General features: G+C 51.1%; 26 protein-coding genes. 23 read left to right on the top strand and 3 right to left on the bottom strand.

Going from position 1 to position 24,604, the window contains the following annotated elements; genetic code table 11:
• Nucleotides 1-75 precede the first annotated feature (75 nt).
• From JSQ80_RS26215 to JSQ80_RS26190, 7 genes are all read left to right on the top strand, one after another.
• Nucleotides 76-411: a YbjQ family protein gene (locus tag JSQ80_RS26215; RefSeq protein ID WP_206097412.1), complete on the top strand. Its 336-nt coding sequence runs from the start codon at nt 76-78 to the stop codon at nt 409-411.
• The gene (locus JSQ80_RS26210; protein WP_206097411.1) at nt 405-632 is read left to right on the top strand and encodes a hypothetical protein; all 228 of its coding nucleotides are present in this window, start codon (nt 405-407) and stop codon (nt 630-632) included. Before JSQ80_RS26215 ends, JSQ80_RS26210 begins: the two co-directional genes overlap by 7 nt.
• A 636-nt stretch (nt 633-1,268) precedes the next feature.
• The gene (locus JSQ80_RS29330) at nt 1,269-1,523 is read left to right on the top strand and encodes a hypothetical protein (protein WP_240463820.1); all 255 of its coding nucleotides are present in this window, start codon (nt 1,269-1,271) and stop codon (nt 1,521-1,523) included.
• Nucleotides 1,524-1,738: 215 nt separating this feature from the next.
• Nucleotides 1,739-3,118: a family 10 glycosylhydrolase gene (locus tag JSQ80_RS26205; RefSeq protein WP_336245827.1), complete on the top strand. Its 1,380-nt coding sequence runs from the start codon at nt 1,739-1,741 to the stop codon at nt 3,116-3,118.
• Nucleotides 3,021-3,338 carry an Ig-like domain-containing protein gene (locus JSQ80_RS26200; RefSeq protein WP_206097410.1) on the top strand — a complete coding sequence of 106 codons (318 nt, stop codon included), beginning with the start codon at nt 3,021-3,023 and terminating at the stop codon, nt 3,336-3,338. The genes JSQ80_RS26205 and JSQ80_RS26200 overlap by 98 nt, the downstream gene beginning before the upstream one ends.
• Nucleotides 3,339-3,559: 221 nt before the next feature.
• Nucleotides 3,560-4,168, top strand: coding sequence for a 50S ribosomal protein L25 (locus JSQ80_RS26195; protein WP_206097409.1), 609 nt, complete (start codon nt 3,560-3,562; stop codon nt 4,166-4,168).
• A gap of 266 nt (nt 4,169-4,434) precedes the next feature.
• Complete coding sequence (locus tag JSQ80_RS26190) at nt 4,435-5,241, top strand: M15 family metallopeptidase (protein WP_206097408.1); 807 nt, start codon at nt 4,435-4,437, stop codon at nt 5,239-5,241.
• A 76-nt stretch (nt 5,242-5,317) separates the two neighbouring features.
• On the opposite strand, the gene JSQ80_RS26185 is transcribed toward JSQ80_RS26190, so the two are convergent.
• Both JSQ80_RS26185 and JSQ80_RS26180 read right to left on the bottom strand, forming a co-directional pair.
• Nucleotides 5,318-5,419, bottom strand: a complete 102-nt coding sequence (locus JSQ80_RS26185; RefSeq protein ID WP_206097407.1) for a dihydroorotate dehydrogenase — start codon at nt 5,417-5,419, stop codon at nt 5,318-5,320.
• A gap of 233 nt (nt 5,420-5,652) precedes the next feature.
• The gene (locus tag JSQ80_RS26180; RefSeq protein ID WP_206097406.1) at nt 5,653-5,859 is read right to left on the bottom strand and encodes a DUF1657 domain-containing protein; all 207 of its coding nucleotides are present in this window, start codon (nt 5,857-5,859) and stop codon (nt 5,653-5,655) included.
• Nucleotides 5,860-6,018: 159 nt separating this feature from the next.
• Between JSQ80_RS26180 and JSQ80_RS26175 the strand changes: the two genes are divergently transcribed.
• From JSQ80_RS26175 to JSQ80_RS26120, 12 genes are all read left to right on the top strand, one after another.
• The gene (locus JSQ80_RS26175) at nt 6,019-6,882 is read left to right on the top strand and encodes a DUF421 domain-containing protein (protein ID WP_206097405.1); all 864 of its coding nucleotides are present in this window, start codon (nt 6,019-6,021) and stop codon (nt 6,880-6,882) included.
• A 60-nt stretch (nt 6,883-6,942) separates the two neighbouring features.
• The gene (gene spoVAD / locus JSQ80_RS26170) at nt 6,943-7,950 is read left to right on the top strand and encodes a stage V sporulation protein AD (RefSeq protein ID WP_206097404.1); all 1,008 of its coding nucleotides are present in this window, start codon (nt 6,943-6,945) and stop codon (nt 7,948-7,950) included.
• Nucleotides 7,951-7,965: 15 nt separating this feature from the next.
• On the top strand, nt 7,966-9,555 hold the full coding sequence (locus JSQ80_RS26165; RefSeq protein ID WP_206097403.1) for an alkaline phosphatase family protein: 1,590 nt from the start codon (nt 7,966-7,968) through the stop codon (nt 9,553-9,555).
• 61 nt (nt 9,556-9,616) lie between these two features.
• Nucleotides 9,617-9,997 carry a YmaF family protein gene (locus tag JSQ80_RS26160; protein ID WP_206097402.1) on the top strand — a complete coding sequence of 127 codons (381 nt, stop codon included), beginning with the start codon at nt 9,617-9,619 and terminating at the stop codon, nt 9,995-9,997.
• A gap of 102 nt (nt 9,998-10,099) precedes the next feature.
• Entirely contained in the window at nt 10,100-11,053 is a 954-nt protein-coding gene (corA, locus tag JSQ80_RS26155) for a magnesium/cobalt transporter CorA (RefSeq protein WP_206097760.1), read from the top strand.
• 599 nt (nt 11,054-11,652) lie between these two features.
• A complete protein-coding gene (locus tag JSQ80_RS26150) occupies nt 11,653-13,416 on the top strand; it encodes an ABC transporter substrate-binding protein (RefSeq protein ID WP_206097401.1) in 1,764 nt (587 codons plus the stop codon).
• Between the two features lie 125 nt (nt 13,417-13,541).
• On the top strand, nt 13,542-13,964 hold the full coding sequence (locus tag JSQ80_RS26145; protein ID WP_411829145.1) for a ribonuclease domain-containing protein: 423 nt from the start codon (nt 13,542-13,544) through the stop codon (nt 13,962-13,964).
• A gap of 29 nt (nt 13,965-13,993) precedes the next feature.
• Complete coding sequence (locus tag JSQ80_RS26140) at nt 13,994-14,269, top strand: barstar family protein (RefSeq protein ID WP_206097400.1); 276 nt, start codon at nt 13,994-13,996, stop codon at nt 14,267-14,269.
• Nucleotides 14,270-14,379: 110 nt separating this feature from the next.
• On the top strand, nt 14,380-15,939 hold the full coding sequence (locus tag JSQ80_RS26135; protein ID WP_206097399.1) for a GAF domain-containing sensor histidine kinase: 1,560 nt from the start codon (nt 14,380-14,382) through the stop codon (nt 15,937-15,939).
• A complete protein-coding gene (locus JSQ80_RS26130; RefSeq protein ID WP_206097398.1) occupies nt 15,914-16,561 on the top strand; it encodes a response regulator in 648 nt (215 codons plus the stop codon). Before JSQ80_RS26135 ends, JSQ80_RS26130 begins: the two co-directional genes overlap by 26 nt.
• Nucleotides 16,562-16,757: 196 nt before the next feature.
• Nucleotides 16,758-17,384, top strand: coding sequence for an FMN-dependent NADH-azoreductase (locus tag JSQ80_RS26125; protein WP_206097397.1), 627 nt, complete (start codon nt 16,758-16,760; stop codon nt 17,382-17,384).
• A gap of 256 nt (nt 17,385-17,640) precedes the next feature.
• On the top strand, nt 17,641-18,336 hold the full coding sequence (locus tag JSQ80_RS26120; RefSeq protein WP_206097396.1) for a VOC family protein: 696 nt from the start codon (nt 17,641-17,643) through the stop codon (nt 18,334-18,336).
• 53 nt (nt 18,337-18,389) lie between these two features.
• Here the strand turns inward: JSQ80_RS26120 and JSQ80_RS26115 are convergent, their stop codons facing one another.
• Nucleotides 18,390-19,208 (bottom strand): undecaprenyl-diphosphate phosphatase, encoded by an 819-nt coding sequence (locus JSQ80_RS26115; protein WP_206097758.1) that lies wholly within the window; start codon nt 19,206-19,208, stop codon nt 18,390-18,392.
• Between the two features lie 228 nt (nt 19,209-19,436).
• Here JSQ80_RS26115 and JSQ80_RS26110 point away from each other — a divergent pair, with 228 nt between their 5' ends.
• The 4 genes from JSQ80_RS26110 (at nt 19,437) to JSQ80_RS26095 (ending at nt 24,575) form a co-directional block, all read left to right on the top strand.
• Nucleotides 19,437-20,639, top strand: a complete 1,203-nt coding sequence (locus tag JSQ80_RS26110; RefSeq protein WP_206097395.1) for an outer membrane protein assembly factor BamB family protein — start codon at nt 19,437-19,439, stop codon at nt 20,637-20,639.
• A gap of 219 nt (nt 20,640-20,858) precedes the next feature.
• Nucleotides 20,859-21,404: a sigma-70 family RNA polymerase sigma factor gene (locus JSQ80_RS26105; RefSeq protein ID WP_206097394.1), complete on the top strand. Its 546-nt coding sequence runs from the start codon at nt 20,859-20,861 to the stop codon at nt 21,402-21,404.
• On the top strand, nt 21,401-23,029 hold the full coding sequence (locus JSQ80_RS26100) for a DUF4179 domain-containing protein (protein WP_206097393.1): 1,629 nt from the start codon (nt 21,401-21,403) through the stop codon (nt 23,027-23,029). Before JSQ80_RS26105 ends, JSQ80_RS26100 begins: the two co-directional genes overlap by 4 nt.
• 304 nt (nt 23,030-23,333) lie before the next feature.
• Nucleotides 23,334-24,575 (top strand): MFS transporter, encoded by a 1,242-nt coding sequence (locus JSQ80_RS26095; protein WP_206097392.1) that lies wholly within the window; start codon nt 23,334-23,336, stop codon nt 24,573-24,575.
• Nucleotides 24,576-24,604: the final 29 nt, after the last annotated feature.

The following is a 24,604-nucleotide window of genomic DNA, read 5'->3' as shown; positions in this document are numbered from 1 at the left end:
ACAATCCGCTTCTCTCATTCGTACTATGGATAACTCAGAATCATAGAATGACGATGAAGTGGAGGGGTTACTCATATGATTATCGTGACGACTGAACAGGTGCCTAATCATCAAGTTATTGAAGTGAAAGGCTCTGTCTTCGGCCTGACGGTGCGAGCGCGCGGAATCGGCAAAGATATTGCCGCGATGCTGAAAGGACTGGTCGGAGGGGAGATTAAGCAGTATACGAAAATGCTGGAGGATGCGCGCAAGCAGTCGCTGGATCGCATGGTGAACAATGCGCAGGCGATGGGGGCCAATGCGATTATTATGATGCGGTTCGATTCCGGTGAAGTGGGGCGGAACATTAGCGAAATCGTCGCTTACGGCACGGCTGTCGTCATACAGAAGGAGCGGGTGGGAAGATGCTGAAGATTATTATCTGGTATGCCGCCGTCCAGTTGGTCCTTTTTCTCATCGTGTTCATTATTTCCGCATGGAAGGATCGGCGTCTTCATGATAAGCAGGGCACCGAGGTTCCGGTTGGATTTGTGGCTACGGAGGAAGTGTCATACGACCCGGTAACGGGGGACTTGATTACAGTGTATTATAATCCAGGCACGGGAAAGCGATTTTATAAGCAAGGAAAATGAGATGATCGCTTGCCGATGTCTTTCCTTGCCTAGAGGCCAGCTTTCAGCGGAAGAGCAGAGAGAAAAGGCTATTTTGAACAATGGCAGATTTCAAACGAAAGGAGGTGAACGGACAGCCAATCTCAAGCATATTGCGAAGATGGCAGTATCCGCCATGCACGGTTACACGCGTGATCGAGAATCATCCCAAAGACCTAGAAGGCATCAATAAAATGAATCCATTTTCGCTATGTGCAGCAAGGATGAAACATTATACACTTAGATTGGTTAAAATAGTGAAATATTATTTCAGACCTCACGGGATGACTCGCTCAATCATCTATTAAAAGGAGGGAATGATGTAATTGTTTCCGACAAGGTCTACCGCCCGCAAGATGATGGTCTCTATGCTATCCGTCCTCTTTTTATTCAGCAGTTTTGCAAACGCTTCCGCATCTACTCGCTTTGGCCCCCCCTCAGACGACAATAACGCTGTTTCTAGAACAGCAGGCCGGCTCTGTCTTGCATGAACGAGCAGCCTTACCCGCTCCAGAAACAATATCCCAACCAGAAGCAATATCCGCACCGGGAGCAATGCCCCATCCGTAACGGATTCAATCTCGGCATTACTAGAAGATTTCGAGCAAATTCAGGACATTGCCTTGTCATCCGTACGATCGGTGCCGGGCTCCGTCGCAGTGGAAACAACGTCGCGCCCGCAGCCGGTCGGTACGGCATGGGCTGCACGCGGCAAAACTGTCGTATGACTTTACGGGTACGGAAGGCACTTCAGCCGTTTATATGAATTTCAGGGATGCTGTGGGCGCAGCCGGCAGGCCGATTGAGGGCTACCCTAAGACAATCGGTCTCTGGGTATACGGGGACGGCAACAACCATTGGCTGCGCGCTTAGCTCCAAGATGCGAGCGGCGCCAAGCCAACGGTTGACTTAACGGCCAGCGGCGGGTTGAATTGGAACGGCTGGCGCTATGTGACGGCTAGCATCCCGTCCAATCTTGCCCCACCTCTCAAGTTGAATCAGATCTATCTCGTTGAGACAAGCGACCGCAACAAAAATGGCGGGGCACTATACTTCGACAGCTGCGTGCATTCTACGGCGATACAGATGTGTATGAGCTGACCTTGAATGGATTGCCGCCGATGCAAATCGGCGAGACGAAGCGCATCAACGTGCTGGCAACGCATAATATCGGCACGGAACCTATCGATGTGACGAATGATGCGCAGCTTGCGAGCAGCAATCCCGTTGTCGCTCGGGTGAACCCGGATGGTTCAGTCACGGCGCTCAAGGAAGGAACAGCACGCATTACCTCTCAGTATCGTCAAGGTCCTGCAGCCGAATATGTGCTGGCTGTGAGTGATGAGGCGCCGCTTATCGATCGGTTCGATTTCTTCGGCCTGCCGGAGCTATCTATCGGCGATACGAATCAGACGGAAGCATTTGCTCATTTTTACGGAGTGCCGCAACCAGTGCAAATGCTCGATGGCGTGGCGTACGATAGCAGCCAGGCAAACGTGGCCTCCATAGATGCGAACGGGCTGGTTACCGCACATCAGCAAGGCACGACCGTAGTGCGTGCCGTATATGGCACTTTATCGTCAACATATGAGTTGACCATCGAGCCCGGGGTGCCAAAATTGCAGCGGATTGAACTGGCCGGCCTGCATTCGATGACGGTGGGACACTCGCTTAAAGGCAAAGAATTGGCGACCTATGATAACCAGACGGAACCAATTGAAGTGACAGCAGGCGCAGCCTTTAAGAGCGGTAATGGACAGGTGGCCGCTATTGATGCGCACGGTGTCATTACCGCATTGAAAGTAGGGGTGAGCGTCATAACGGCAACATACGAAGGAAAATCTGCCGCTGTTACGCTAGTCGTGAATGCGGAGACTGAAGCACCGAAACGCCAATTGCGGGCGGCGTGGATCGCTTCGGTCGAGAACATCGATTGGCCGAAGAAAGGCGTCGTCACTTCTAGTAAACAGAAAAAATATTATGTCAACCTAATTAACGGCTTGCAAGCAAGCGGCATGAACGCCGTTGTCATGCAGATCAAGCCGACCGCGGACGCGTTCTATCCATCCGAGTACGCACCATGGTCGGAGTGGCTCACCGGTGTGCAGGGGAAGGATCCGGGTTATGACCCGCTGGCCTTCATGATAGAAGAAGCGCACAAGCGGAACATGGAATTCCACGCCTGGTTCAATCCGTACCGCGTCAGCATGAAGGCGGATCCGAACCGGCTGGTGGAGGATCATCCGGCACGGCTGCATCCGGATTGGGTTGTCGGGTACGGCGGCAAGCTGTACTTCAACCCTGGCATCCCGGAGGCAAAACAATTTGAATCGGGCAATCGTGAGCATTCATGTGAGCGGAGCAGCGGAGATGAAGTCAGGACAAAGTCAAAGCCTTCAAGTCATCGGCACCGACTCCAGCGGCAATCGCATTCCGCTTGCGGCCGGAGTGGCGTTCGGCTCCGATAACGAGCGGGTCGCCCAGGTGGACGGCAGCGGAACAGTCACCGCGAAGCAGGCAGGTAAGGCGGTCATTACGGCCCGCTACGGTCCGTTCCTGAAGGCGACGCTTGGTATTAAGGTGGCTTCCAAAGCCGAGCAGCCGGAGCGCATTGAGATTGGACAGCTGAAGCCGATGAAGGCGGGGACTTCGGCGACGCTGCAGCTTACTTTGTCTATGTCAAACTGACTTTGTTGATGCTATTAATGGCGCCGACATCCTGATGATGGTCGGCGTCTTTTTTCCTTGGGGTTGTGTCTATACAGCTGTTTTCAAGTTATCCAATGGTACGGGGCCACTTGGCTTACTGTTTACATAACAATTAAAACGGGTATTAACCTTTATGCCTTAATATATAGGACAGGGAATTGTTGTAGAATGACAGGATTGCGATAGGGAGGTTGTTACGTATGAACGCACAGAATGGCATGTATGAATTGACAGCAGAGAGAAGAGCTGATTTCAAGCGTTCGTCCCTGCGGGGCTTGCGGCAACAAGGACGTATTCCGGCAGTCGTCTACGGTTCGGACATGGACAGCATACCGGTACATGTCGATTCGAAGGAAATCGGCAAATTGGCGCGCAAAGGCAGAACAGAAGCATTTCACCTGAAGATTGAGGGCATGAACCCCATTCAGGCCATAATCAAAGAAATGGAACAGAAGAATGGGGCATGGATTCATGTGGACTTTCAACAAGTTTCGGATAACAAGCCGATACGTGTGCGTGTTCCGATAGAATATTTAGGAATTCCAGCGGGCACGAAGAAAGGCGGAATTATACAGATCCAGGAATCGGGACTTGAGATCGAAGGTCTTCCATCTGATTTGCCTCCGGTCATTGAAGTGGATATTTCACATTTAAATGTGGGGGACAAGCTATTGGCGCAAGATGTGGCTCTCCCCGATCCTATTCAGCTTGTTTCGAACAAGGATGAGTTGCTTGTATCCATCGTCGTTCCGCGCGGTGTTGATATGGACGAGGATGCGGCGGATGCGGTCGAGGAGCAACCATCCTGATTCATGTAAATATGGAAAGCCTGTTGAGATTTTTTCAACGGGCTTTTTTTGGTTTGCTGAAGGCTCACGTTCTATGTTACTTAATAGCGCTCATCAGCGCCTTTATTTTTAAGATTCAAAACTGTACTCGCGTGCTCGATATGCACACATTTTCTGATGGGAGGGGAGACTGGAACAAGAGGCGAAATGCGCCCCGACTGCGACCCGAGCGGAGCATACATGGTAAAAGGCGGAATATTCCATACTAGGATGAGGAGGGATGGCACATGTTTCGTACAGGGCATAGGTATTGGAACTTTTATATATTTTGCATGCTGGTCATTATGATGATTGCTGGCTGCGGATTCGCTAGGAAAGCGCCTGTTCAGCACACATCTTCAACTGATTCACCGAGTCTAACGTCTGTCACATCATTTCGATCCTCAAGCACATCGTCAGCGCCGCAGTTCATATCAGCCAGTCATGATGGCATGGCCATACTCGTCAATAAACAGCATGCGCTGCCGGATGAATATGAGCCGGATGATTTGGTCGACCCGAAGGTGAGATTTATTTTCCGCGAGAAATCGGAAAAACGTCTTATGCGTCGAGAAGCGGCGCGGGCATTGGAACGAATGTTCGCTGGAGCGGAGAAGGACGGTATCTACTTGGCGGGCGTATCGGCCTATCGTTCCCATGCGGCGCAAACGTGGATTTATCGCCAATATGTAAAAAAACACGGCAAAGAGCAAGCGATGTCCTACAGCGCCGAGCCCGGTCACAGCGAACATAAGACGGGGCTTGCGATCGACGTATCAGGCAGCGACGGAAAGTGCGCGGTGCAGGACTGCTTTGCCGGATCCGCCGAAGCAGAATGGATCGCACGGCATGCGCCGGAGTATGGTTTTATCCTGCGTTATCCAAAAGGCAAGGAAGCGATAACCGGTTATCAATACGAACCTTGGCATTTACGGTATGTTGGCGTGAAGAGAGCGGCGGAGATGGCGGAACGCAAGTTGACGCTGGAGGAATATGTATATGAAACCACACCCGTTCTAAGCGGCAAAGAGCGGAATGTGTCACAGCTCAAATAAGTAAAGAGTGTGGAGAGAGCCGGCTATGGCTATGACAAGCATGGCCATAGCGGCTCGAGCTTTACTGGCCGAACCCCTAGTACAGTATGGAACGGCTGATGATGACCAACAAGATGAAGAGTACAAGAATGACACCTGTACTTGTGAAACCGCCATAACCGCCTCTAACTTCGGACATCTGATCATAACTCCTTTCATCTGGAGAAATTGAATTACTGTATATTTGTATGTACGTGACATCAACCTTGATTGGACACTTGCGGGGTTTTAAGAGCAAAAAACTATAACCTGACGATGAATTCATTTCACTTCGATAAATTTACGAAGGTAAGCTTTCTGATGACAGCCGAATGGGCAGGCCTATGATTCTAAAAGGCCTGCCCATTCTAGTCAGAGGGGTTTTGTGAAGATCTAAAATCCCTTATATTGAGGTTCTTCTGCTTCCAATTGTTGAACTCGTCCTTCTACCTGTTGAACAATTTGCTGTGTTTGTTGAGCGGCGTTTGTATACATATTTTTAGCTTCCTGATTTTGCGTGCCCAACGCAAATTGCTCAAGATCGGCTTGCACGCCTTTCAACGACGCCAAACAGGTTTTCACTTGAGATCCTACTGTCATGGTTTCACCACCTTCATCATTAAATCACAATCATAATTTGTCCTGAACTTTCCTGAAACATACGCTGTGGTTACGTTGCATCCGTGGGCAACATAAAATTCGGCTGTTCTACAAATAACTACTTGTAGCAATCTCATTCGTTCAAAGGGGATGACACTCATGCCGCAATGGCTAGAAATTACATTAAGAACGCTGGTCGCCGTAGTTACGCTATTTGTATTGACCAAGCTTCTTGGGAAGAGACAGGTCTCTCAGTTATCGGTATTCGAATACATAACGGGGATCACGATCGGGAGTCTGGCCGCTTATGTTTCGTTGGATTTAGAAGCGAACTGGTATTTGGGGTTGGTATCTTTGGTAGTGTGGGTCGCCGTGTCGCTGGGCATCGAATTTCTGCAGCTTAAGAGCAAGACGATGAGAACCATTATTGACGGAAAGTCGACCATACTCATCAAAGATGGAAAAATTTTAGAGGATAATCTGAAAAAAGAGCGTATTACGGCCGACGAGCTGCTCGAATTGCTGCGCAAGAAAAACGTATTCCGAGCGGCTGACGTCGAGTTCGCCATCATGGAAACGAGCGGCGAAGTGAACGTGATGCCGAAGCTGGAACATACGCCGCTAACGCCAAGTCATCTTGGCGTCAAGGTCGCGCCGGAAAAAGAGCCTCTGGCGCTCATTATGGACGGGCAGGTATTAGAGCAGCCGTTAATTGCGCTGGGAAGGGACGAGACTTGGCTGGAAGAAGAGCTGGCCAAGCTGGGCGTCACGGATACGAAGGACGTCTATTTAGGGCAAATCGACAGTTACGGGAAGCTGTATGTAGACCTGATGAACGATCAAATCAAGGTGACGATGCCGCAAACAGAGGCCGAAGCGTTAGCCAAGCTGAAGAAATGCGAGGCTGATTTGGAATTATTCAGTCTGTCGACTCAAAATAAAGAGGCAAAATCGATGTATGAAGAATGTTCAAAAACGCTGCAAACTATCATTGCAGATCTTAGACCTTACTTGATTCGATAACAGAGAGATGAAATGATCAACACCAAATACCGCGAATAAATTGCATGAAGGGGTGCTGGCATGCTTAAAGGACAGCAAACATGGAAGTTTCAACATCCGCCCGTCATTATCGGAACATCGGCTATCGTCGGCCCGGAAGAGGGGCAGGGGCCGATCGCGACTGATTTCGATCTGATACACGAACAGCTTGATTTGCAGGAGCAAACGTGGGAAAAGGCGGAACGGAAGCTATTGGAACAAGCGACGCACATGGCCATCACGAAAGCGAACCTGACCGCCAATCATATTGATTATTTCATCGGCGGTGATTTGCTCAATCAGATTATCAGCAATAGCTTTGCCGCCCGTTCGCTCAGTGTGCCTTATATCGGGGTGTTCGGGGCGTGCTCCACATCGATGGAGTCGCTGGCGCTTGCGTCGCTTCTCATCGACTCGGGCAATGCGGATTATGCGCTGGCAGCCACCTGCAGCCACAACTGCACGGTTGAGAAACAGTTCCGTTACCCTACCGAATATGGATCGCAGAAGCCGCCGACCGCACAGTTTACGGTGACCGGAGCGGGAGCGGCGGTTATCTCAAGCAGGGGAACGGGGCCAAGAGTGACCTCGGCGACGATAGGCAAAGTAATGGATATGGGCATGAAGGATCCGTTTAATATGGGGGGAGCGATGGCGCCGGCTGCTGCGGATACGATTCGCACCCATTTTCATGATATGGGGCGAAAGCCCGAGGATTACGACCTGATCGTCACTGGTGATTTGGCGTCCGTCGGTCACCCGATCGCGAAAGATCTGCTGAAGAAAGCCAAAATTTATATGGATAATACGGCATTCAACGATTGCGGGCTGATGGTGTTCGATATCGAGAAGCAGGCCGTGCAGGCCGGCGGGAGCGGATGCGGATGCTCGGCCGTCGTAACATACGGCCACATACTGAAACGGATGAACAAGGGAGAGCTCAAGCGGGTGTTGATCGTGGCGACGGGAGCCTTGTTGTCGCCGCTCTCCTACCAGCAAGGGGAAAGCATTCCTTGCATCGCGCACGCCGTCTCGATTGAGATGGATTAGAAAGGAGGGAATACGATGAAACGGGGGCGCTGGTTGTTGATCGTGCTGCTGTTGTTCGTAAGCATTGTGCCTTCCGCCTGCCAGCAAGGGGAGGGGAAGAAAGGCGCGCAGCCCCGCATCAAGCGGGTTCAGCCTGCATCGCCATCGAAACGCGTCATTCTCGTCATCCTCGATTCGGTTATGGATAAACCGCTGCATGAAGCGATACGGAACGGGCAAGCTCCGGCATTGAAGTTCCTGAAGGAGCGAGGGCATTACAAGCCCGACGTGGTCAGCTCGTTCCCGACGATGTCCGTAACGATTGACAGCACGGTGCTGACTGGAACGGGGCCGGATCGGCATCGAATTCCGGGGCTCGTCTGGTATAACGCGGAAGAAGGCCGGTTAATCAGCTATGGAACCGCGATGTGGGAGACGTTGAAGCTTGGTGTGGGCGACGTATTCATGAACAGCCTGTACCGTTTGAACAATGAACATCTGAATAAGCAAGTGAAAACCATACATGAAGAATTGGCTGACAAAGGAATAGAGACGGCGTCCATCAACGGGATGGTATATCGCGGAACGACGGATCATCGTTTGAAGGTGCCGGCCGCAATCGCGGACACCACCACATTGCCGCGCGACCTGAAGACGCTTGCGCCGAAGTATTTCTCCCTGGGCGCTCTGTCCAGACTTAAGCCGGACGACGTCCGGAATACTCATGCATGGCAAAGCTACGGTTTGAACGATGAATTTTCGGCTGACGAGCTCATCTATTTGATTGAGCAAAATCGGCTGCCGCCGTTCTCCCTCGTTTATTTTCCGAGCAATGATCGTGACGTCCATAAAAAAGGGCCGGCGGAGACACGTGGCATTGAACAGGCGGATCGGCTGCTGCAGCGCGTCTTTCAAGCGTTCGGTTCTTGGGATGCCGCCATGAAAGACAACGTGTGGCTCATAGCCGGAGACAGCGGCCAGACCTATATCGAACGGGAACGCGAGCGCTCTGTCATCGATTTGAGGCAGGTGCTGAATCCATATCGCATCGCTGCGTTAAGCAAGCCCGTTACGAAGCAGGATCAGCTCGTTCTCGCCGTCAACGAACGGATGGCTTATGTCTATATCAACGATGCGAAGGTTTCGCATGCGGAAGCCGTCCGCCGCTTGCAGCAAGAGAAACGGATTGATGTGATAGCATGGCGGGAAGGAGAGGACATTCACGTTCGATCTGGACGAAACAAACACGAACTGACTTATCGGCCGAAAGGAAACGTTCGTGACAGGTACGGGCAAACATGGAACATACGCGGTGATATGGGACTTCTCGGCCTGTCAATGCGGAAATCGGATAATAGGCTAGAGTACGGCGATTATCCAGACGGGCTCATGCGGCTTCATAGTGCGCTCGCTTCTCATAAAGGCAATTTTGTCATTGTCACGGCAGCGCCGGGCAGCGAATTCGTCGGGGAGAGCTCGCCGACCCATCTCGGCGGCGCCGGTCACGGTTCGCTCCATAAGCAGGATTCGCACGTTCCGCTCATCATCAGCGGAGCGGAATCCCGTCCGGACATCTTCCGGCTCACCGATATAAAGCGCTGGATTATGGGTGAACTGGGCCGTTAACCCTTTTTGACAATCGCACATACAATACGTTACAGATCTGAGGAGAAGGATGTGTAACGTGATGGAAATACCGGTTACCGGGTTCGTTATCCATTCGGAAGATGGGAACGGCCGGCATTCACACGGCTTGTATATCACGACATGGAACGGCAGACCTGTCCATACTCACAAGTTTGCGGGGCAGACGTCCATCGATGTCGGCCATCGTCACCAATATGCCGGTACGACAGCGCCTGCGCCGAGCGGAGTTCCCCATATGCATGAATACTACACCGTCACATCGTTCGATGATGGCCATACTCATGTCATTCAGGGAGTGACCGGTCCAGCCATTCCGCTTCCAAGCGGAGGACACTATCATCTGTTCGAGGGTGTAACGACGGTTAACGGCATGATTCCGCATAGACATGCGTACAGCGGGCGCACCGGCAATGAAGAGTAAATGAATCGGATTGTCCGGGCAGGAGTCATCCTGCCTTTTTCATTTTCGCGCGCAGGTGTACAATGGATTCATCAAGTAGCGAACAGAGAGGAATGGACTGCATTGATTCGTACACTCGCGCTTACGAAGGACGCCGCGCTGCTGCATAATCTGCCGCTCGAACGATTGAACAATCCGGATATTGAATGGTATTGGGTTGATTTCGACAGTCCAAGCCAGGAAGAAGCTGTCTTATTAGCCCGTCATTTTCATTTTCATCCTTTGGCGATTGAAGATTGCTTTCACTTTCTGCAGCGTCCGAAGATGGATTATTACGGAGAATACAATTTTTTTGTGCTCCATGCTTTGAACCAACGGACCTTGGATGCGGAAGAAGTTGATTTATTTGTCGGAAACAACTATGTGGTTTCCTTCCACCTGCAGGAATGCGAGGAGCTTGAAGAGGTGTGGGAAAAAGTATCGGTCAATGAAGCGCTATGGGCAAAAGGGCCTGTCTATATTGCCTATCTCGTGATGGATAAATTGGTGGATCAATTTTTCCCTGCCGTATATCTGATCGAAGAAGCTGTCGATAAGTTGGACGACAATCTGAAGAAAGCGAACGGGAACCGCTTGATGGACGAGCTGTTTGACATCCGCGGAGATCTATTGAAGCTGCGCCGGACGGTAAATTCCATGCGGGATTTGCTGTATCGTATTTTGAACTCCGAGCGTCTGGCCGCGTTCAAAGAGCACCATGTCTATTTTATCGACATTCATGACCATTTGCTCCGTCTGTCTGAATTAATCGAATCCAACCGGGACATGACGGCTGATATACGTGACAGCTACATTTCGTTTAACTCGAACCGAATGAATAGCATCATGATGACGCTCACGATTATCTCTTCCATTTTCATTCCTTTGACATTTATCGCGGGCGTATACGGGATGAACTTTGAATTCATGCCAGAGCTAAATTCACCTTACGGATATTTTATTGTGCTTGCAGTGATGATGCTTGTCGGCGTGGGAATGTACTTGTGGTTTCGGAGAAAAGGGTGGTTCAAGGTGTAGCCGCTCAAGTGAGTTTTCCTATTTATTTTACATCATTAAATATAAATGGGATTAATAAAAAGATGCATAATTATGGGGTTGAAGGCATGATTCATAAATCGCAAACCCTAAGGAAGAAGTACGGTTCGATAAAGTGACGGCACGAGCAGGGGGCTTGCGGTTTGCCGGACGCACAATTCAATAAGCCCGCTGCAATACAATGTGCTCAGCCGATTTGGCTGGGCTTTTCGAATTTGTGTTGCACGTAATGAAGACGGCGGCAAAATTGTGGCATTCTTGTGAATAGATAACCATATAATGCATAAAAAGTGTGGTTATTACAGAGGAGTGGTGTGCATAAAATTCATTATTTTAGAATAAATATAGGGATTTACAAATGAAAAATTTTAAAGTAGTATTATGGATAATTATTGAGCGCCTAAATATGGGTACCTTCTTTTTGGTAATGATTTCTCGAAGATTCGCTTGACCAATGTTCTATTAATATGCACTGCATCTATGTTATGAACGTTATGATATGTGCAATACCTACCTATCCTATGTGCACAATTTATTTAACATAAGCAAAGAACATTTTTCTTAAGTAGGGGGAGAATCTAGTGAAGAAGAAATTCAGTACCATCATGTGCTTGCTTCTGTCATTGACCTTAGTGCTGTCCGCTTGCGGCGGCGGAAGCAATGCGGGATCCGGCGACAAGCCGAATGATCAAGCGGCTGAACAGCCGAAGGGAGAAGGCAACGACAAGGACCAAGGCGCGGATAGCGAAATTATCTCTGAAGGCGTTATCAAAGCTTCGGACCCGGGCAAATCCCCAGAAGCCGCAAAAAACCGAAAAGATACGATTATCGTCGGGATGCTTGCTCCTTCCGGCATCATAAATCCAATTTTTGCCGAGAACGTGTATGACAATTATATGACCTCCGCAGTATTTAATTCCTTGCTCAAAATAAACCAGGACGGCACGTATTCCGAAGATTTGGCGGAAAGCTACGAAGTTTCGGAAGACAAGCTGACATATACATTCAAGCTGAAAGACGGGGTCAAGTTCAGCGACGGCACGCCGTTAACCGCTGAAGACGTGGCCTTCTCCATCACGCTGCTGCACGACAAATCCTACGACGGTCCTTCCGACGTAATTGCCCATGCCCGCATCAAAGGCGGTCAGGAATATAAGGACGGCAAAGCAACCTCAATTGAAGGCATCAAAGTTATCGACCCGAAAACGATTGAAATAACGACAACCGAAATCAGCGCATTGGCATTTTCCACCATCGGAGGCGTAGGGGTCATGCCAAAAGCATATTACGGCAAAGATTATAAGCAAGGCAGCCTCGGTTATATGAGAGATCTGTTCACTTCGCCGCTCGGTTCCGGCCCTTACAAGCTGGTTAAGTTCGTAGCCGGACAGGAAGCGGTGTTCGCAGCGAATGAGCTGTATTTCGAAGGCAAGCCAAAGATCGAAAATATGATTTACAAATTTACGACGGAAGAAACGAACGTCCAACTGCTGCAAACGGGCGAGACGGACATGGACAATATTAGCGTAAACAAAGATCAGGTGGAACAATTGAAAGAAATGGGCTTCCTCGATGTTACGCTGTTCCCGACTAACGGATATGGATACATTACGTTTAACCATAACCGTGATGAGTTTAAAGATAAGCGAGTCCGTCAAGCGTTGGCATACGGCTTGAACCGTCAAGAAATCGTTGACGCCATATACCAAGGCTATGCGGAAGTCATCGATGTACCGCAGTCTAAAGTATCTTGGTCTTATACAGATGAAGTGACTCATTATAACTTTGACCTTGATAAAGCAAAGCAATTGCTGGATGAAGCCGGCTGGAAGGTCGGAGCGGACGGACTTCGCGAGAAGGACGGCAAGAAATTCAAAATCAACTTCACGGCGACGACGCCAAATCCGGTCAATGACGCCATCATTCCGGTCGCGCAAGCCAATTACAAAGAACTCGGCATCGAGTTCAACGCTGAAATGATGGACTTCAATGCCGTCGTCGAAAAGCGGAAAAAAGGCGATTTCGACATGCTGTTCATGGCGTGGCAATTGACGCCGGATCCGCAATCCGGCGAGAACGTGTTCAAGACGGGCGGCTCGCAGAACGACGTCGGTTATTCCAACCCGAAAGTCGACGAATTGTTTACGAAAGCAGGCAAGGAAATTGACGTCGAGAAACGCAAACCGATCTTCAAAGAGCTGTATCAAGAACTGAATGAAGACTTGCCTTACATTTTCATGTATCAACGCCGGGATATGTTCGGCACGAACGCGCGCATTCAAGGCTTTGACATGTCGCCATACCGCAACTTTACTTATGATCTTGCGAAGATTCAAATTCAATAGCCTTACAAATGGAAGAGAACGCATTCGGCTTAATCGGAGCGTTCTCTTTTTTTGCGATCGTGATGTGCGAGCGGAAACATGGTAAGATAATACGGTGATATCGTCAGAGATAGGGGGATACCGACTTGAAGTGGATGAAGTCCTTGTGTCTGCTGCTGACATTATTCGTGCTGGCTGGCTGTAGTCCTTCCGTTACGCCTGTATCGGATTCGGATACGAAGCCATTAACTGGCTTTCAGGAGGTAGCGGACTATATCAAGGCCCATCAGGCGCTGCCGTCCAATTTCATTACGAAGAAGGAAGCGGAAGCGCTCGGGTGGCAAGCGAAAAAAGGAAATTTACATGAGGTGGCTCCAGGCAAGAGCATTGGCGGCGATGTGTTCCGCAATCGGGAAGGGAAGCTGCCGAAGAAGCAAGGCCGGGTATGGCACGAAGCGGACATCAACTATGAGTCGGGCTTTCGGGGCAAGGATCGCTTATTATACTCCAATGACGGTCTCATATATAAGACGGAAAATCATTATGAGACGTTTGAACCGATGAATTAAATGAAGAGGAGCGGAGAGGGGGATGGAGAATGCGCACCATTATTTTGGATGGCCAACATTATGCGACCCGCGATCAACTTCACGACGAATTGAAGGAGAAGCTGGCGCTTCCGGATTATTATGGCCGCAATCTTGATGCGTTATGGGACTGCCTGACCGGATGGGTTGAGCTTCCGCTTACGATTCAATGGACACATTTTGAACAGAGCGAGCGCCATCTGGGTGACTATAGCCACCAACTGGTTGAGCTGTTCCGGGAAGCCGAGGAAGAATTGGCAGAGTTTCATCTAATCGTAAAACAATAGGCGGTTTGCCGTGAAGCGGGATATTTGTTCATCGAAATCGACGAGCGAATATCCTGTTTTTTGTTTATAATGATTATAAATAAAAGAGACTGCAAACGGAGGGAGCGAATATGGGCAACGAGATTGCCGTTGATGAACTCCATGCCTTCAAGATGATCGCCGAAACGATTAACCGTTCGACTGACCTTACGGCGTTGTTGAATAATGTGCTGCGCACGTTGGTGGACATTACGGGGCTCAAAGCCGGATGGATTTTTCTCGTTGAAGAGGAGCCGGATTATGCGCTGGCGGCTGATTACCAGCTTCCGCCGGCGCTGAACGCGGCGGGCAAGCATCACATGAAGCACGGTTCATGCTGGTGCATTGAGCGGTACCGGAAGGGAAAGATTCTCCAACCGGACAATACGCTCAATTGCAAACGGTTGGAAGACGCCGTGAAATTTCGGTGGGGCGATACCGAAGGCATTACGCATCATGCCACCATCCCGCTTCACGCAGGAGAACGGCTATACGGAATTCTGAATGTGGCTGCGCCCGGCAAGGAACGGTTCCATGACACAGAACTGATGCTGCTGCAGTCGGTCGCCTACCAGATCGGAACCGCAATTGAACGGACTTTGCTCTACCAATCCCGCCTGAAGCGGGCCGAGATGTTGAATCGGTTGAGCGATTTGACGCGATGTCTGGGCGGCGTGGTCGATGTGAAGCAGATTCCGGAAATCGCCGCTCGCGCCGTTGGAGAGCACTTAGGGTGTGCGGCTGCTGCCGTATATATTGCGGAGAACGGCAAGCTGTCCCGGCACATCAAGCTGGAGCTTGGCAAGGTGTCGCGGGCCAAGCGTTCCCGCTCAACAGAATTGGGTCCAATCTGGGCGGCGTACACAGAGAGGAAGCCTCATGTCTGGAATGAGGATGATGATCGGCCTGATGAGCGACGCCGTTCTTACCGGTATATGGCTTCGCAAGCGGCCGTCCCCATCCTGCTGCGGGATAAACCGATTGGCGTCCTCTACGCGGGCAGCGCGGAGCAGAAGCATTTCGATGCCGTGATGATGGAAATGCTTGAGTTCGTGGCCGAGCATATGTCACGCGCCTATGAGACTGCGCAGTATCATGAACAGCAGCTCCATTTGCTCATGTGGCAGGAACGCAACCGATTGGCCCGGGATTTGCACGATTCGGTATCCCAGAAGCTGTTCGCCTTGCAATTGACGGCCCGTGGGATGGAGAGCTTGCTGTCGGTTCCAGCCTCCTCGCCCGGCTTCCAGGAGGAGTCTGTCATGTCCGCTCTGACGGAAATGCAAGTACTGACGAAGGATGCGGTGTGCGAGATGCGATCGCTCATCTGGCAGCTGCGTCCCGCCGGGTTGGAGGAGGGGCTTCTTACCGGGTTAATCCGGTACGGCAAGACGCAGGGCTTGGTGGTGACCGCTCGTTCCGAGAGCATGTTGGAATTGCCCCGTTGCATGGAAGAGACGCTGTTTCGCATCGGGCAAGAAGCGCTTAATAATGTGCGCAAGCATGCGAGGACGAACACGGCTCATCTGCGATTATATTGGGAAGACGGGCAGGTTGCGCTAGAAATTACGGATGAGGGGAATGGTGTTTCAGCGTCCAAGCTCAGGCAGAGCACCGGGGTAGGCATTGCAGGCATGGGTATTGCTCGTTGATGATCATGCGGTGGTGCTGCGCGGGCTCCGCTTTTTCTTAAAGATGCAGCCGGATATCGAGGTGATCGGTGAAGCGCTGAACGGGATTGATGCAATCCGAATGGCGGAAACGTGGAAGCCGGATGTCGTCGTTATGGATTTGATGCTGCCTCAAATGAATGGAATCGAAGCGACACGGCACATCCGGCAGCATCTTCCGGACACAAAAGTGCTCGTATTGACGTCTTATTTCGATAAAGATCATGTCGTTCCGGCCATTCAAGCCGGAGCCAACGGGTATTTAATGAAGGATATTATGCCGGATGAGCTCGCGCATGCCATTGTCGGCGTGCATCAAGGCCAGGTTCAGCTTCATCCGAGCGTGACCGAGCAGTTGATGTCGCATCTGGCCAGCGGCCAGAGCCCTGTGGACGGCGAACCTCAGCTGGAGTCGCTGACGCAACGGGAGAAGGAAGTGCTCCGGTTCATTGCTCTGGGCAAGAGCAACAAGGAAATTGCTTCTGATTTTCACATTACCGAGAAGACCGTGAAGACGCATGTGAGTAATCTGCTCGGGAAGCTGGGGATGACTGCCCGCACGCAAGCGGCGATTTTTGCAGTGAGGAAAGGCATGGTTGAATAGCCGACGTACATCTAAAGTCGTAGAAAGTCCGATCGAAGATCGGGCTTTTTTAGTATGCAAATGTCCATCCGTTCGCCGACGCCAGCACGCTCCGAGAACTGCTATCCTGAAGTTGCAGAACAACCCGGAGATTTTCCAGCCAGTATCATGAGCGAACACATAGGTTCCGGAAAAGGAATGTAAAGGAGAAAGCCAAATGAATCAAGTACTGTTTGTGAAAGCTAATTGCCGTTCCGTTAATCAGTCCGTCAGCGTAAAACTGTATCATGCGTTTTTGGAAAATTACCAGAAATCACACCCGTCTGATCGCATTACTGAACTGGATTTATATGCCGAGGATTTGCCTTACTATGACAATGACATGATGAACGGCATGTACAAGCTCCGGAAGGATGTGGAGCTCTCGCCGCCGGAACAAAAATACACCAACCTGATCATGCGGTACCTGAACCAATTCGTCGCGGCGGATAAGGCCGTCTTTGCCTTCCCTATGTGGAATACAACGGTTCCGGCCGTGTTGCATACGTATATGGATTATTTGAATCAGCCCGGAAAGACCTACCGCTACACACCGGACGGAGCGATCGGGCTCATGAATAGCAAGAAGGTCGCCTTGCTTCATGCGCGGGGAGGCGTGTATTCCAGCGGTCCGGCTGTCGAAGCGGAGATGGCGGTGCGCTTCATGAAGCATAATTTGAAGCTGTTCGGCATCGATGATATCGTCAGCGTAATTGTCGAAGGTCATAATCAATATCCTGAGCAGCAGCAGCGCATCATTGAAATGGGCATCGAGTCGGCAGCGAGAGCAGCCATTAACTTTTAGAGATCGGGGAGGACGCATGGAAGGGAGAACAATCAATATTGAAAATAATGATGGCCGATCCTAACCCGAGAGCATGGATTTGGCTTTGGAAGTACAATGACATGTTGTCACGCAGTCCAATCCTGGCTTCGGCAGAGATCGATATGCTATATATTCATCAGCGCCATTTATAATGAGAGCAAGGAATAAGGAGCGCCATCCGATAACGGTTGGTGCTCCTTGCCATCAAGTATATAAGGAAGAGGAGGCAATCGGCATGAAAATCCAAGAAATCCGGCTGCAGACGAGCGGCTTGCAGGAAATGAAGAGATTCTATTCCCAAGTGCTGGAACTTCCGATTATGCATGAACAAGAGGAGAGCATCACGTTTCAAGCAGGCGCTTCACGGCTTACCTTCATGCGCGGCAAGGAGGCTGAGGCGGGACGCCCTTTTTATCATTTCGCATTCAACATAACCGAGAATAAAATCGGGCAATGCGTCGATTGGCTGAAAAGGAAAGGGGCGGCTATCAACCGTATAGAGGGGGAAGATATTCAGCATTTATCGCACTGGAATGCGCATGCCGTGTACCTATTCGACCCGGCGGGCAACCTTATCGAATTCATTGCGCGGCATGATGGTCAAGGCAGGGAAGCGGGCAAGTCCGCTTCGTTCGGTGTGCCGGACATTGAATGCATCAGCGAGATCGGCTTGCCGGTTGAGGATGTGCCGACAGCGGCAGCGGCCCTGAAGGAGCGATATGGGGCTGACGTGTACATAGCGGCATATCCGCTCTTTGCGCCGCTGGGCAATGAGGAAGGGCTGCTGATTCTATGTTCGACGCAGCGGCAATGGTTCGGCACCGACAAGTATGCAGCGATTCATCCAGTGGACATTGTTCTGCGCGATTCTGTCAATGATGATGCCCAACTTCTTCGCTATCCGTACCGCATTCTTAGACAGACAGTATAATGGAAGCGAAAAAAACAGCCTTTGATCCTCGGGATCAAAGGCTGTCTGTATGATTACAAAAACACGAAATAGATGACAGCGGCCAACACGAGGCGGTACACCGCGAATGGAACCAGCTTCACCTTGTTAATCAGCTTCAGGAAGAAGCGGATCGAGATTAATGCGAAGATGAAGGCGCTGATGAATCCGATGATGAAAAACGGCAGGGCATCAACGGTGAAATCCTTCCAATGCTTTAGCAGCGACAAGCCGCTCGCGCCCGCCATGACCGGCACGGCCATAATGAAGGTGAAGTCGGATGCCGCCCGGTGGCTCATGCCTAACAGGACGCCGCCCGAAATAGTAGAGCCGGAGCGGGAAAATCCCGGCCACAGGCCCAAGCATTGAAACAGACCGATGCCTAATGCCTGCTTGTACGTGATCTGGTCGACCGTCTTCGCGGCTGGCTTGCTCGGACGGAACCAATCCGCTGCGAACATCAAAAGGGCTCCGAGCACCAGACCGATGAGCACCGTCTGGGTCGAGAACAGATATTCATCGATATAGTCCTCGAAGAGGAGACCTAGCACCGCGGCAGGAATCAAGCCGACGATAACCTGCGTCAGCTTCAGCCGGCGTCCTCTGCCAAGTTCTGGGCTTACCGGGGCTTTCTTCAAGCCCAAGAGATGCATGAAGCGATCCCAGAACACGACGACGACCGCCAGAATGGAGCCCAATTGGATGACAACCTTAAAGGTGTTCGCAATCGAAGGAGTGAATAGTTCCTTGGAATGCAGCAAAAAATCATCCACTAAGATCATGTGTCCAGTCGAAGAGACCGGAGCAAATTCAGTCAAGCCTTCTACAATTCCCAATATAAAGCCGACAAACATTTCCCACCAATTCAAAATTTCACTCTCCCATTTCCAGCCTGTCCTTCTGACTTAGAGATATAACATTTGTATTATATAGTTTTTTGGACTGAGATGGTAGTCGTTGGTCCAACAGCCCATTTCCACTTATCCTGTTTCCTCTGAATTTGCTACTCCGCTACTATATACATAATCTATAAATATATGTATATAATTAGGTGCTTTCATTAATGGTATGGGAGGGATTGGATGATGGAGAGGATAACGAGACGCGATCAGGTTCTAAAAAAGCCGGGTACGGCTATATTGGCCTTGCTGTGCGCAGGTTCCCTGTTGTGGGGCCACTCGGTGAATGCGGAAGCGGCGCCTCTGGTACAGTTGGAGAAAACCTACGATATGTATGGGCATGAAACGAAAACGTTTCAAGACGCGCAGGACGGCGGGATAATATTCACCAAGCGTTCAGCGGGAACTTCGCAGACCGAGCTTGTTCATTTGGGTGAAAGCGGCGAGCTGAGCACGAGAATTTCACTTCCTGAAAACAGGTATATTGAAGGGCTAAAACAGACGCAGGACGGCGGATATCTCATTTCCTCCATTTCTGGGACCGATAAGAACATTAAGGTGTCCAAGATGGATGAAACAGGGGAGATTATTTGGGAGCAGTCACTGAACCACACGACCAAGTACACCCCTGCCTATTTTGCGGAAACGAGTACTGACGGGTATATCCTTGGGGCGACCATCACGATGCCCGATGGCAAAGAGGATTTGTATGTCGCCAAGCTGGACAGGGATGGGGGATTGCAATGGGAGAAGACGATTGCGGGGCCCAATCGGAATAGCGTTGCGAATCTGATCGGAACGGCTGACGGTGGAGTCGTGCTGCTAGGGTTATGGACGAGCGTATCGGATATTTTGGATAACTACGATTTATATGCTTCCAAAATCGATGCGGAAGGAAACGCCGTCTGGGAAGTGAAGCACGAGACCGGAAACAATACCTATGCAACGGACGCTGTCGAGACACCGGATGGCGGGGTAATCATCACCGGTTCCGATGCAACGATTGACTATGCGTCAAGATCGACCGGATACTTGCTGAAGCTGGATGGTGACGGAAGCGTGGAATGGGAGCAAACATTGCCCAGCGAATGGTCGCAAAGCGGCCTCAAGAGCATTCGGGCAACGGATGACGGCAATTACATGGTATCCGGGTATGCGAATTATAAAAGGATCAATGGAGGCTTTAGTAGTGCAGATGAGTATGTGGCAAAAATAAACGGCAGCGGACAGACGATATGGCATCAATTGCTTGCCGGGGATAAGGACGGCGTGCAGGTAAGCAGAAGCGGAATTGTGGCGAAGCAAACGTCAGACAATGGCTATGCGGCGTTGGGCGTGGATCGCAACAGCAATAAGTTGTTTTTCACGAAATTGCATCAACCTTGAATCCCGTGACAAGGCGCAGATTGCGCCGTTCTTGAGGATAACTCGTTTCTATGAGATGCTGGTGAAGTCTTTTGACTCGCCAGCATTTCTTTTTTAGAAAATAGATTTGCATCTATGCTGTAAGAAAATCGGCCTTCCATTCGTATGAGTAGTGAACTTGGATTTGCAGCGAACGATTGATAGGAAAATTCGCACTATAGACAGAGATGGAGGATGCGGGTGGTTAACGAAGATCAGGAGTGGGTGTCACAGGTATTGGCCGGACATACGCACAGTTACGCCCACCTTGTAAACAAATATAAAGGAAAGCTATGTGCGCTGCTGGTCGGCATGGGCAACTCGCAGGCCGATGCGGAAGATGTCGCTCAGACTGCGTTCGTCAACGCCTATAAGCACCTGAAGAAGTACGATCCGTCGAGGCCATTCCCGGCTTGGCTCTACCGGATTGCCGTCAATCTGAGCGTGTCGCAATGGCGCGGACAGAAGAACAGGCAGTGGACGGAGCTTCAGGAGACGCTCGTAGCCGCAGAGCCGACGCCGGAGGATATTGTGCTGCAGGAAGAGAAGAGACAGCAAGTGAATGAGGCGATGAATCGCTTGACGGCTCCATATCGGACCGTGCTATTCATGCGTTACAATATGGACATGAGCTACAAGGAAATCGCTGACGCGTTGAGCGTGCCGGTGACGACGGTACAGGTACATCTGCACCGGGCGAAAAAGAAAATGAGAGACATGCTCGTTCAAGAGGGGGGATTCGCTTGAATTGCACGGACTTTCATCGGCTGATGGATGAGGAACGCCCGCTTACGAAGAGGGAGCTGGGCGCTGTGGAGCAGCACGCCGACTCATGCTTGTCATGCGCCGCGTTATTGGAGTCGGATGATGTGGCGAATGAGTGGGCCATCGGGCAAGACATGCCGGAACCCGCGGTATCTGAAGGGTTCACGGATAACGTCATGCAAGAGATTCTCGCCTTGGAAGATGCGTCACAACGCCGGAGAAGGAGACAGAAGCGCGTCGGGCTGATTGCGGCCGGCGTAGCATTCACCGTCACCGTCGGCGCGGCGGCTTCGCCGACATTCGCGGAAATGTTGAAGTCGCTGTTCGGGTATGGATATTATGTAAATGTGGATCATGCGGCAGAGATGGGGTTCTCGGAACGGGTGGAGGGCAGCGACACCGATCAAGGAATCACCTTGTCCATTCACGAAATTCTTCCCGATTCGCCGCGCGTATACGCTGCCTATCAAATTATGAGGGACGGCACGGTGTACGAACCTATGCTCCAGATAGATGGCAAGCGCAATCGGTTATACGTGACGGATGAGAACGGTAATGAATATGAAGTTGACTCGATCGGTGGCGGCATGTCGAATACGACCATTTCCTATCTCAATTTTAAGCTGCCGTACGGACTGGAACATAAACAACTGACCCTCCATATGGATATCCGCGAAGTAGGCGGATGGAGAGAAGGGGTTCCCTTCATCGAAGGTGTGGATAAGGAGCCGAACCCGAAGGTAGAAGGGCATTGGCGCATAAGCGTCCCGTTCTCGTTCGAGAAAAGCAGCGAAGCGACGATCCGGATTCCAATCGACCGCTCCTTTATGACTCCGCAAGGCTTGAACATCAATGTGCGCAATTTGGTGTTAACGCCGACAAAGACGCAACTAGGGCTGTCCCACCAATTGACAGAGGAAGCGGAACAGCGAAAATACCGGGTGAAGCCGCCGTTTTGGAACGAGCTGAAGAAGGATGAGCGCAACATGTACGAATTGAACCAACGCACCTTCATGTGGCAGCTTGTGGACGAGTCGGGGGCGGTCGTCAACGATACAAGCACGTCAAGCGCGCTGCTCGGCCGTTGGCCGCAAGGTCAAAAGCTGACGTTCCGCCTTGATTACGAGGAGCATAACGAGCTGTCGGATCTGTCGTTGAAGTTCCGTCCGGCCGACGTACGCAAGGGGCCTGTCAAGCTGAAGGCGGGCGGAACGGAATTCATGTTGAGCTCGTTCAAGCTGGAACCGGATCTGCGCAATCCAAGCCAAACCAACGCCGTCATGGTTATCGAAGGAGTAATGCCGGCTCCGCTCTATCGCGTTGCCCATTGGGTTCTCGCGCAAGGCTCGGAATTGAAAGCGAACTTTATTTCCGTCGGGACGAAGACCAACGAGTACGAAATTAGAGAAGCGGTAAGAAATACGGGCAAGATTCCACTGAAGTATGAGCTAAAAATAAAAGGCTATGAAGAGAAGTGGGAGAACGAGGAGTTGCAGCTTCTCGCTCCTGTCATTACGACACGGTATTACTACGAGGGCGACGCGTGGTCGTTCCCGATTGAAGTTCCACCTTCACAACGTGTAACCAAACATGATAAGGGCCAGTAAATTCAACATTCTGTAATTGACGCACCGGCAGTACGCTACTGCCGGTGTTTTTGGTATTACCATTCAGGTGCGGACAAGATTCACTGTATCTTTTTGGATGGCTGCATCGGTATAATGGAATTACTTAATTTTGGAGGTGTTCAGATTATGCGGCAAAGCTACAACGCAATCTTAAATCAACGAACGGAGAATAAAAATAAACAAACGGCAGTACGGCACGCGCGTATGCGCGCATCCAGGCCCTAAGGAAACTGCGTTTTCCTCATGTGACGTGCCGTCTGCCGGGAAGGTGGAACTGATTTAGATGAATTTTCGCGCGTCACAAGTGTATATCATTATGATGTTTATGACGGCCCTTGCCATCTCCACAATGTCTACGACCTATGGAGTTTATTTAATCGCGGAGCTTGGGCTGACCCCGTTCCAGCTCGTCATGATGGGAACGGTAATGGAGTGTAGCGCACTCATCTTCGAAGGCGTCACAGGCGTCGTCGCCGATACGTACAGCCGGCGGTTATCGGTCATTATCGGGATGTTCGTGCTTGGTGCCGGATTTGTGTTGGAAGGAAGCGTGCAATGGATCGGATCGCTGACCCCGTTCATTTCGGTATTTATGTGGATTTTGGTTGCGGAATTTATAAGCGGCTTCGGCTGGACCTTCATCAGCGGGGCCGATATGGCCTGGATCGTCGATGAAGTCGGTGAGGAGAACGTTGGGCATTTGTTCATGCGGGCGAAGCGGGTATCGTTGATTGCGACCTTGCTTGGCATCCTGCTAAGTGTAGGGCTGTCTACGGTGGCGCCCAATCTCCCGTTTGTGGCCGCGGGTCTATACTATTTGGGACTTGGCGTCTTTTTGATGTTCTTCATGAAGGAGACGAAGTTTGTTCGTCCTGAGCGGTCTGCGCAGTCCTCGCACTGGCGTGAGATGAAGACGACTTGGGTGACGGGCGCGAAGGTGGTGCGCCGCCATCCGGTGCTGCTGATGATCGTTGCCGTCACGCTGTTCAGCGGCGCGGCGTCCGAAGGTTATGACCGGCTGTGGGAGGCCCATCTCATTACCGATATCGGATTCCCGCATGGCGTGCTGTCTTCCATGGCAATCTGGTTCGGCCTCATCTCCGTCCTGACGACGCTCACCGGCATGTTGGCCATACGTATCACGGAGAAGCGGCTGGATATGAGCAACGAGCATTCGGTCTTCTACGGCATGTTCGTGCTCACTGCGGCACATATCGCTGCCATCCTGTCGTTCGCGTTCTCGCCGAGCTTCGCCTGGGCGCTTGGATCGCTGCTTGCGATCGGTGTGATTCGCACGCTCAAAGAACCGATATACAATACGTGGCTGAACATGAACATCGAGAACAAATCCCGCGCCACCGTCTTGTCGATGATTAGTCAATCGGACGCGCTCGGCCAAGCCGCAGGCGGCCCGTTGGTCGGCTGGGTGGGCAGCCGCATCTCCGTCCGGGCTTCGCTCGTGGTCGCGGCTGTGCTGCTGTCGCCGATTATGGCCGTGTTCGCCCGGGTGCTGCGGAAGAAGTAAACGAAAAGAGGCAGGCGCACATCGCGAGC

Source organism: Paenibacillus apiarius (genome assembly GCF_017052585.1).
In the GTDB taxonomy this organism is placed as follows: Bacteria; Bacillota; Bacilli; order Paenibacillales; family Paenibacillaceae; genus Paenibacillus_B; species Paenibacillus_B apiarius.
This window is presented reverse-complemented; position numbering and strand designations above follow the sequence as displayed.

Excerpts from the sequence above, each read along its gene's own strand:
- JSQ80_RS26215 (WP_206097412.1), top strand. The coding sequence starts at position 76 with ATGATTATCGTGACGACTGAACAGGTGCCTAATCATCAAGTTATTGAA.
- JSQ80_RS26210 (WP_206097411.1), top strand. The coding sequence starts at position 405 with ATGCTGAAGATTATTATCTGGTATGCCGCCGTCCAGTTGGTCCTTTTT.
- JSQ80_RS26200 (WP_206097410.1), top strand. The coding sequence starts at position 3,021 with ATGAAGTCAGGACAAAGTCAAAGCCTTCAAGTCATCGGCACCGACTCC.
- JSQ80_RS26195 (WP_206097409.1), top strand. The coding sequence starts at position 3,560 with ATGAACGCACAGAATGGCATGTATGAATTGACAGCAGAGAGAAGAGCT.
- JSQ80_RS26190 (WP_206097408.1), top strand. The coding sequence starts at position 4,435 with ATGTTTCGTACAGGGCATAGGTATTGGAACTTTTATATATTTTGCATG.
- JSQ80_RS26185 (WP_206097407.1), bottom strand. The coding sequence starts at position 5,419 with ATGTCCGAAGTTAGAGGCGGTTATGGCGGTTTCACAAGTACAGGTGTC.
- JSQ80_RS26180 (WP_206097406.1), bottom strand. The coding sequence starts at position 5,859 with ATGACAGTAGGATCTCAAGTGAAAACCTGTTTGGCGTCGTTGAAAGGC.
- JSQ80_RS26175 (WP_206097405.1), top strand. The coding sequence starts at position 6,019 with ATGCCGCAATGGCTAGAAATTACATTAAGAACGCTGGTCGCCGTAGTT.
- spoVAD (WP_206097404.1), top strand. The coding sequence starts at position 6,943 with ATGCTTAAAGGACAGCAAACATGGAAGTTTCAACATCCGCCCGTCATT.
- JSQ80_RS26165 (WP_206097403.1), top strand. The coding sequence starts at position 7,966 with ATGAAACGGGGGCGCTGGTTGTTGATCGTGCTGCTGTTGTTCGTAAGC.
- JSQ80_RS26160 (WP_206097402.1), top strand. The coding sequence starts at position 9,617 with ATGGAAATACCGGTTACCGGGTTCGTTATCCATTCGGAAGATGGGAAC.
- JSQ80_RS26140 (WP_206097400.1), top strand. The coding sequence starts at position 13,994 with ATGCGCACCATTATTTTGGATGGCCAACATTATGCGACCCGCGATCAA.
- JSQ80_RS26135 (WP_206097399.1), top strand. The coding sequence starts at position 14,380 with ATGGGCAACGAGATTGCCGTTGATGAACTCCATGCCTTCAAGATGATC.
- JSQ80_RS26125 (WP_206097397.1), top strand. The coding sequence starts at position 16,758 with ATGAATCAAGTACTGTTTGTGAAAGCTAATTGCCGTTCCGTTAATCAG.
- JSQ80_RS26120 (WP_206097396.1), top strand. The coding sequence starts at position 17,641 with ATGAAAATCCAAGAAATCCGGCTGCAGACGAGCGGCTTGCAGGAAATG.
- JSQ80_RS26115 (WP_206097758.1), bottom strand. The coding sequence starts at position 19,208 with ATGTTTGTCGGCTTTATATTGGGAATTGTAGAAGGCTTGACTGAATTT.
- JSQ80_RS26110 (WP_206097395.1), top strand. The coding sequence starts at position 19,437 with ATGATGGAGAGGATAACGAGACGCGATCAGGTTCTAAAAAAGCCGGGT.
- JSQ80_RS26095 (WP_206097392.1), top strand. The coding sequence starts at position 23,334 with ATGAATTTTCGCGCGTCACAAGTGTATATCATTATGATGTTTATGACG.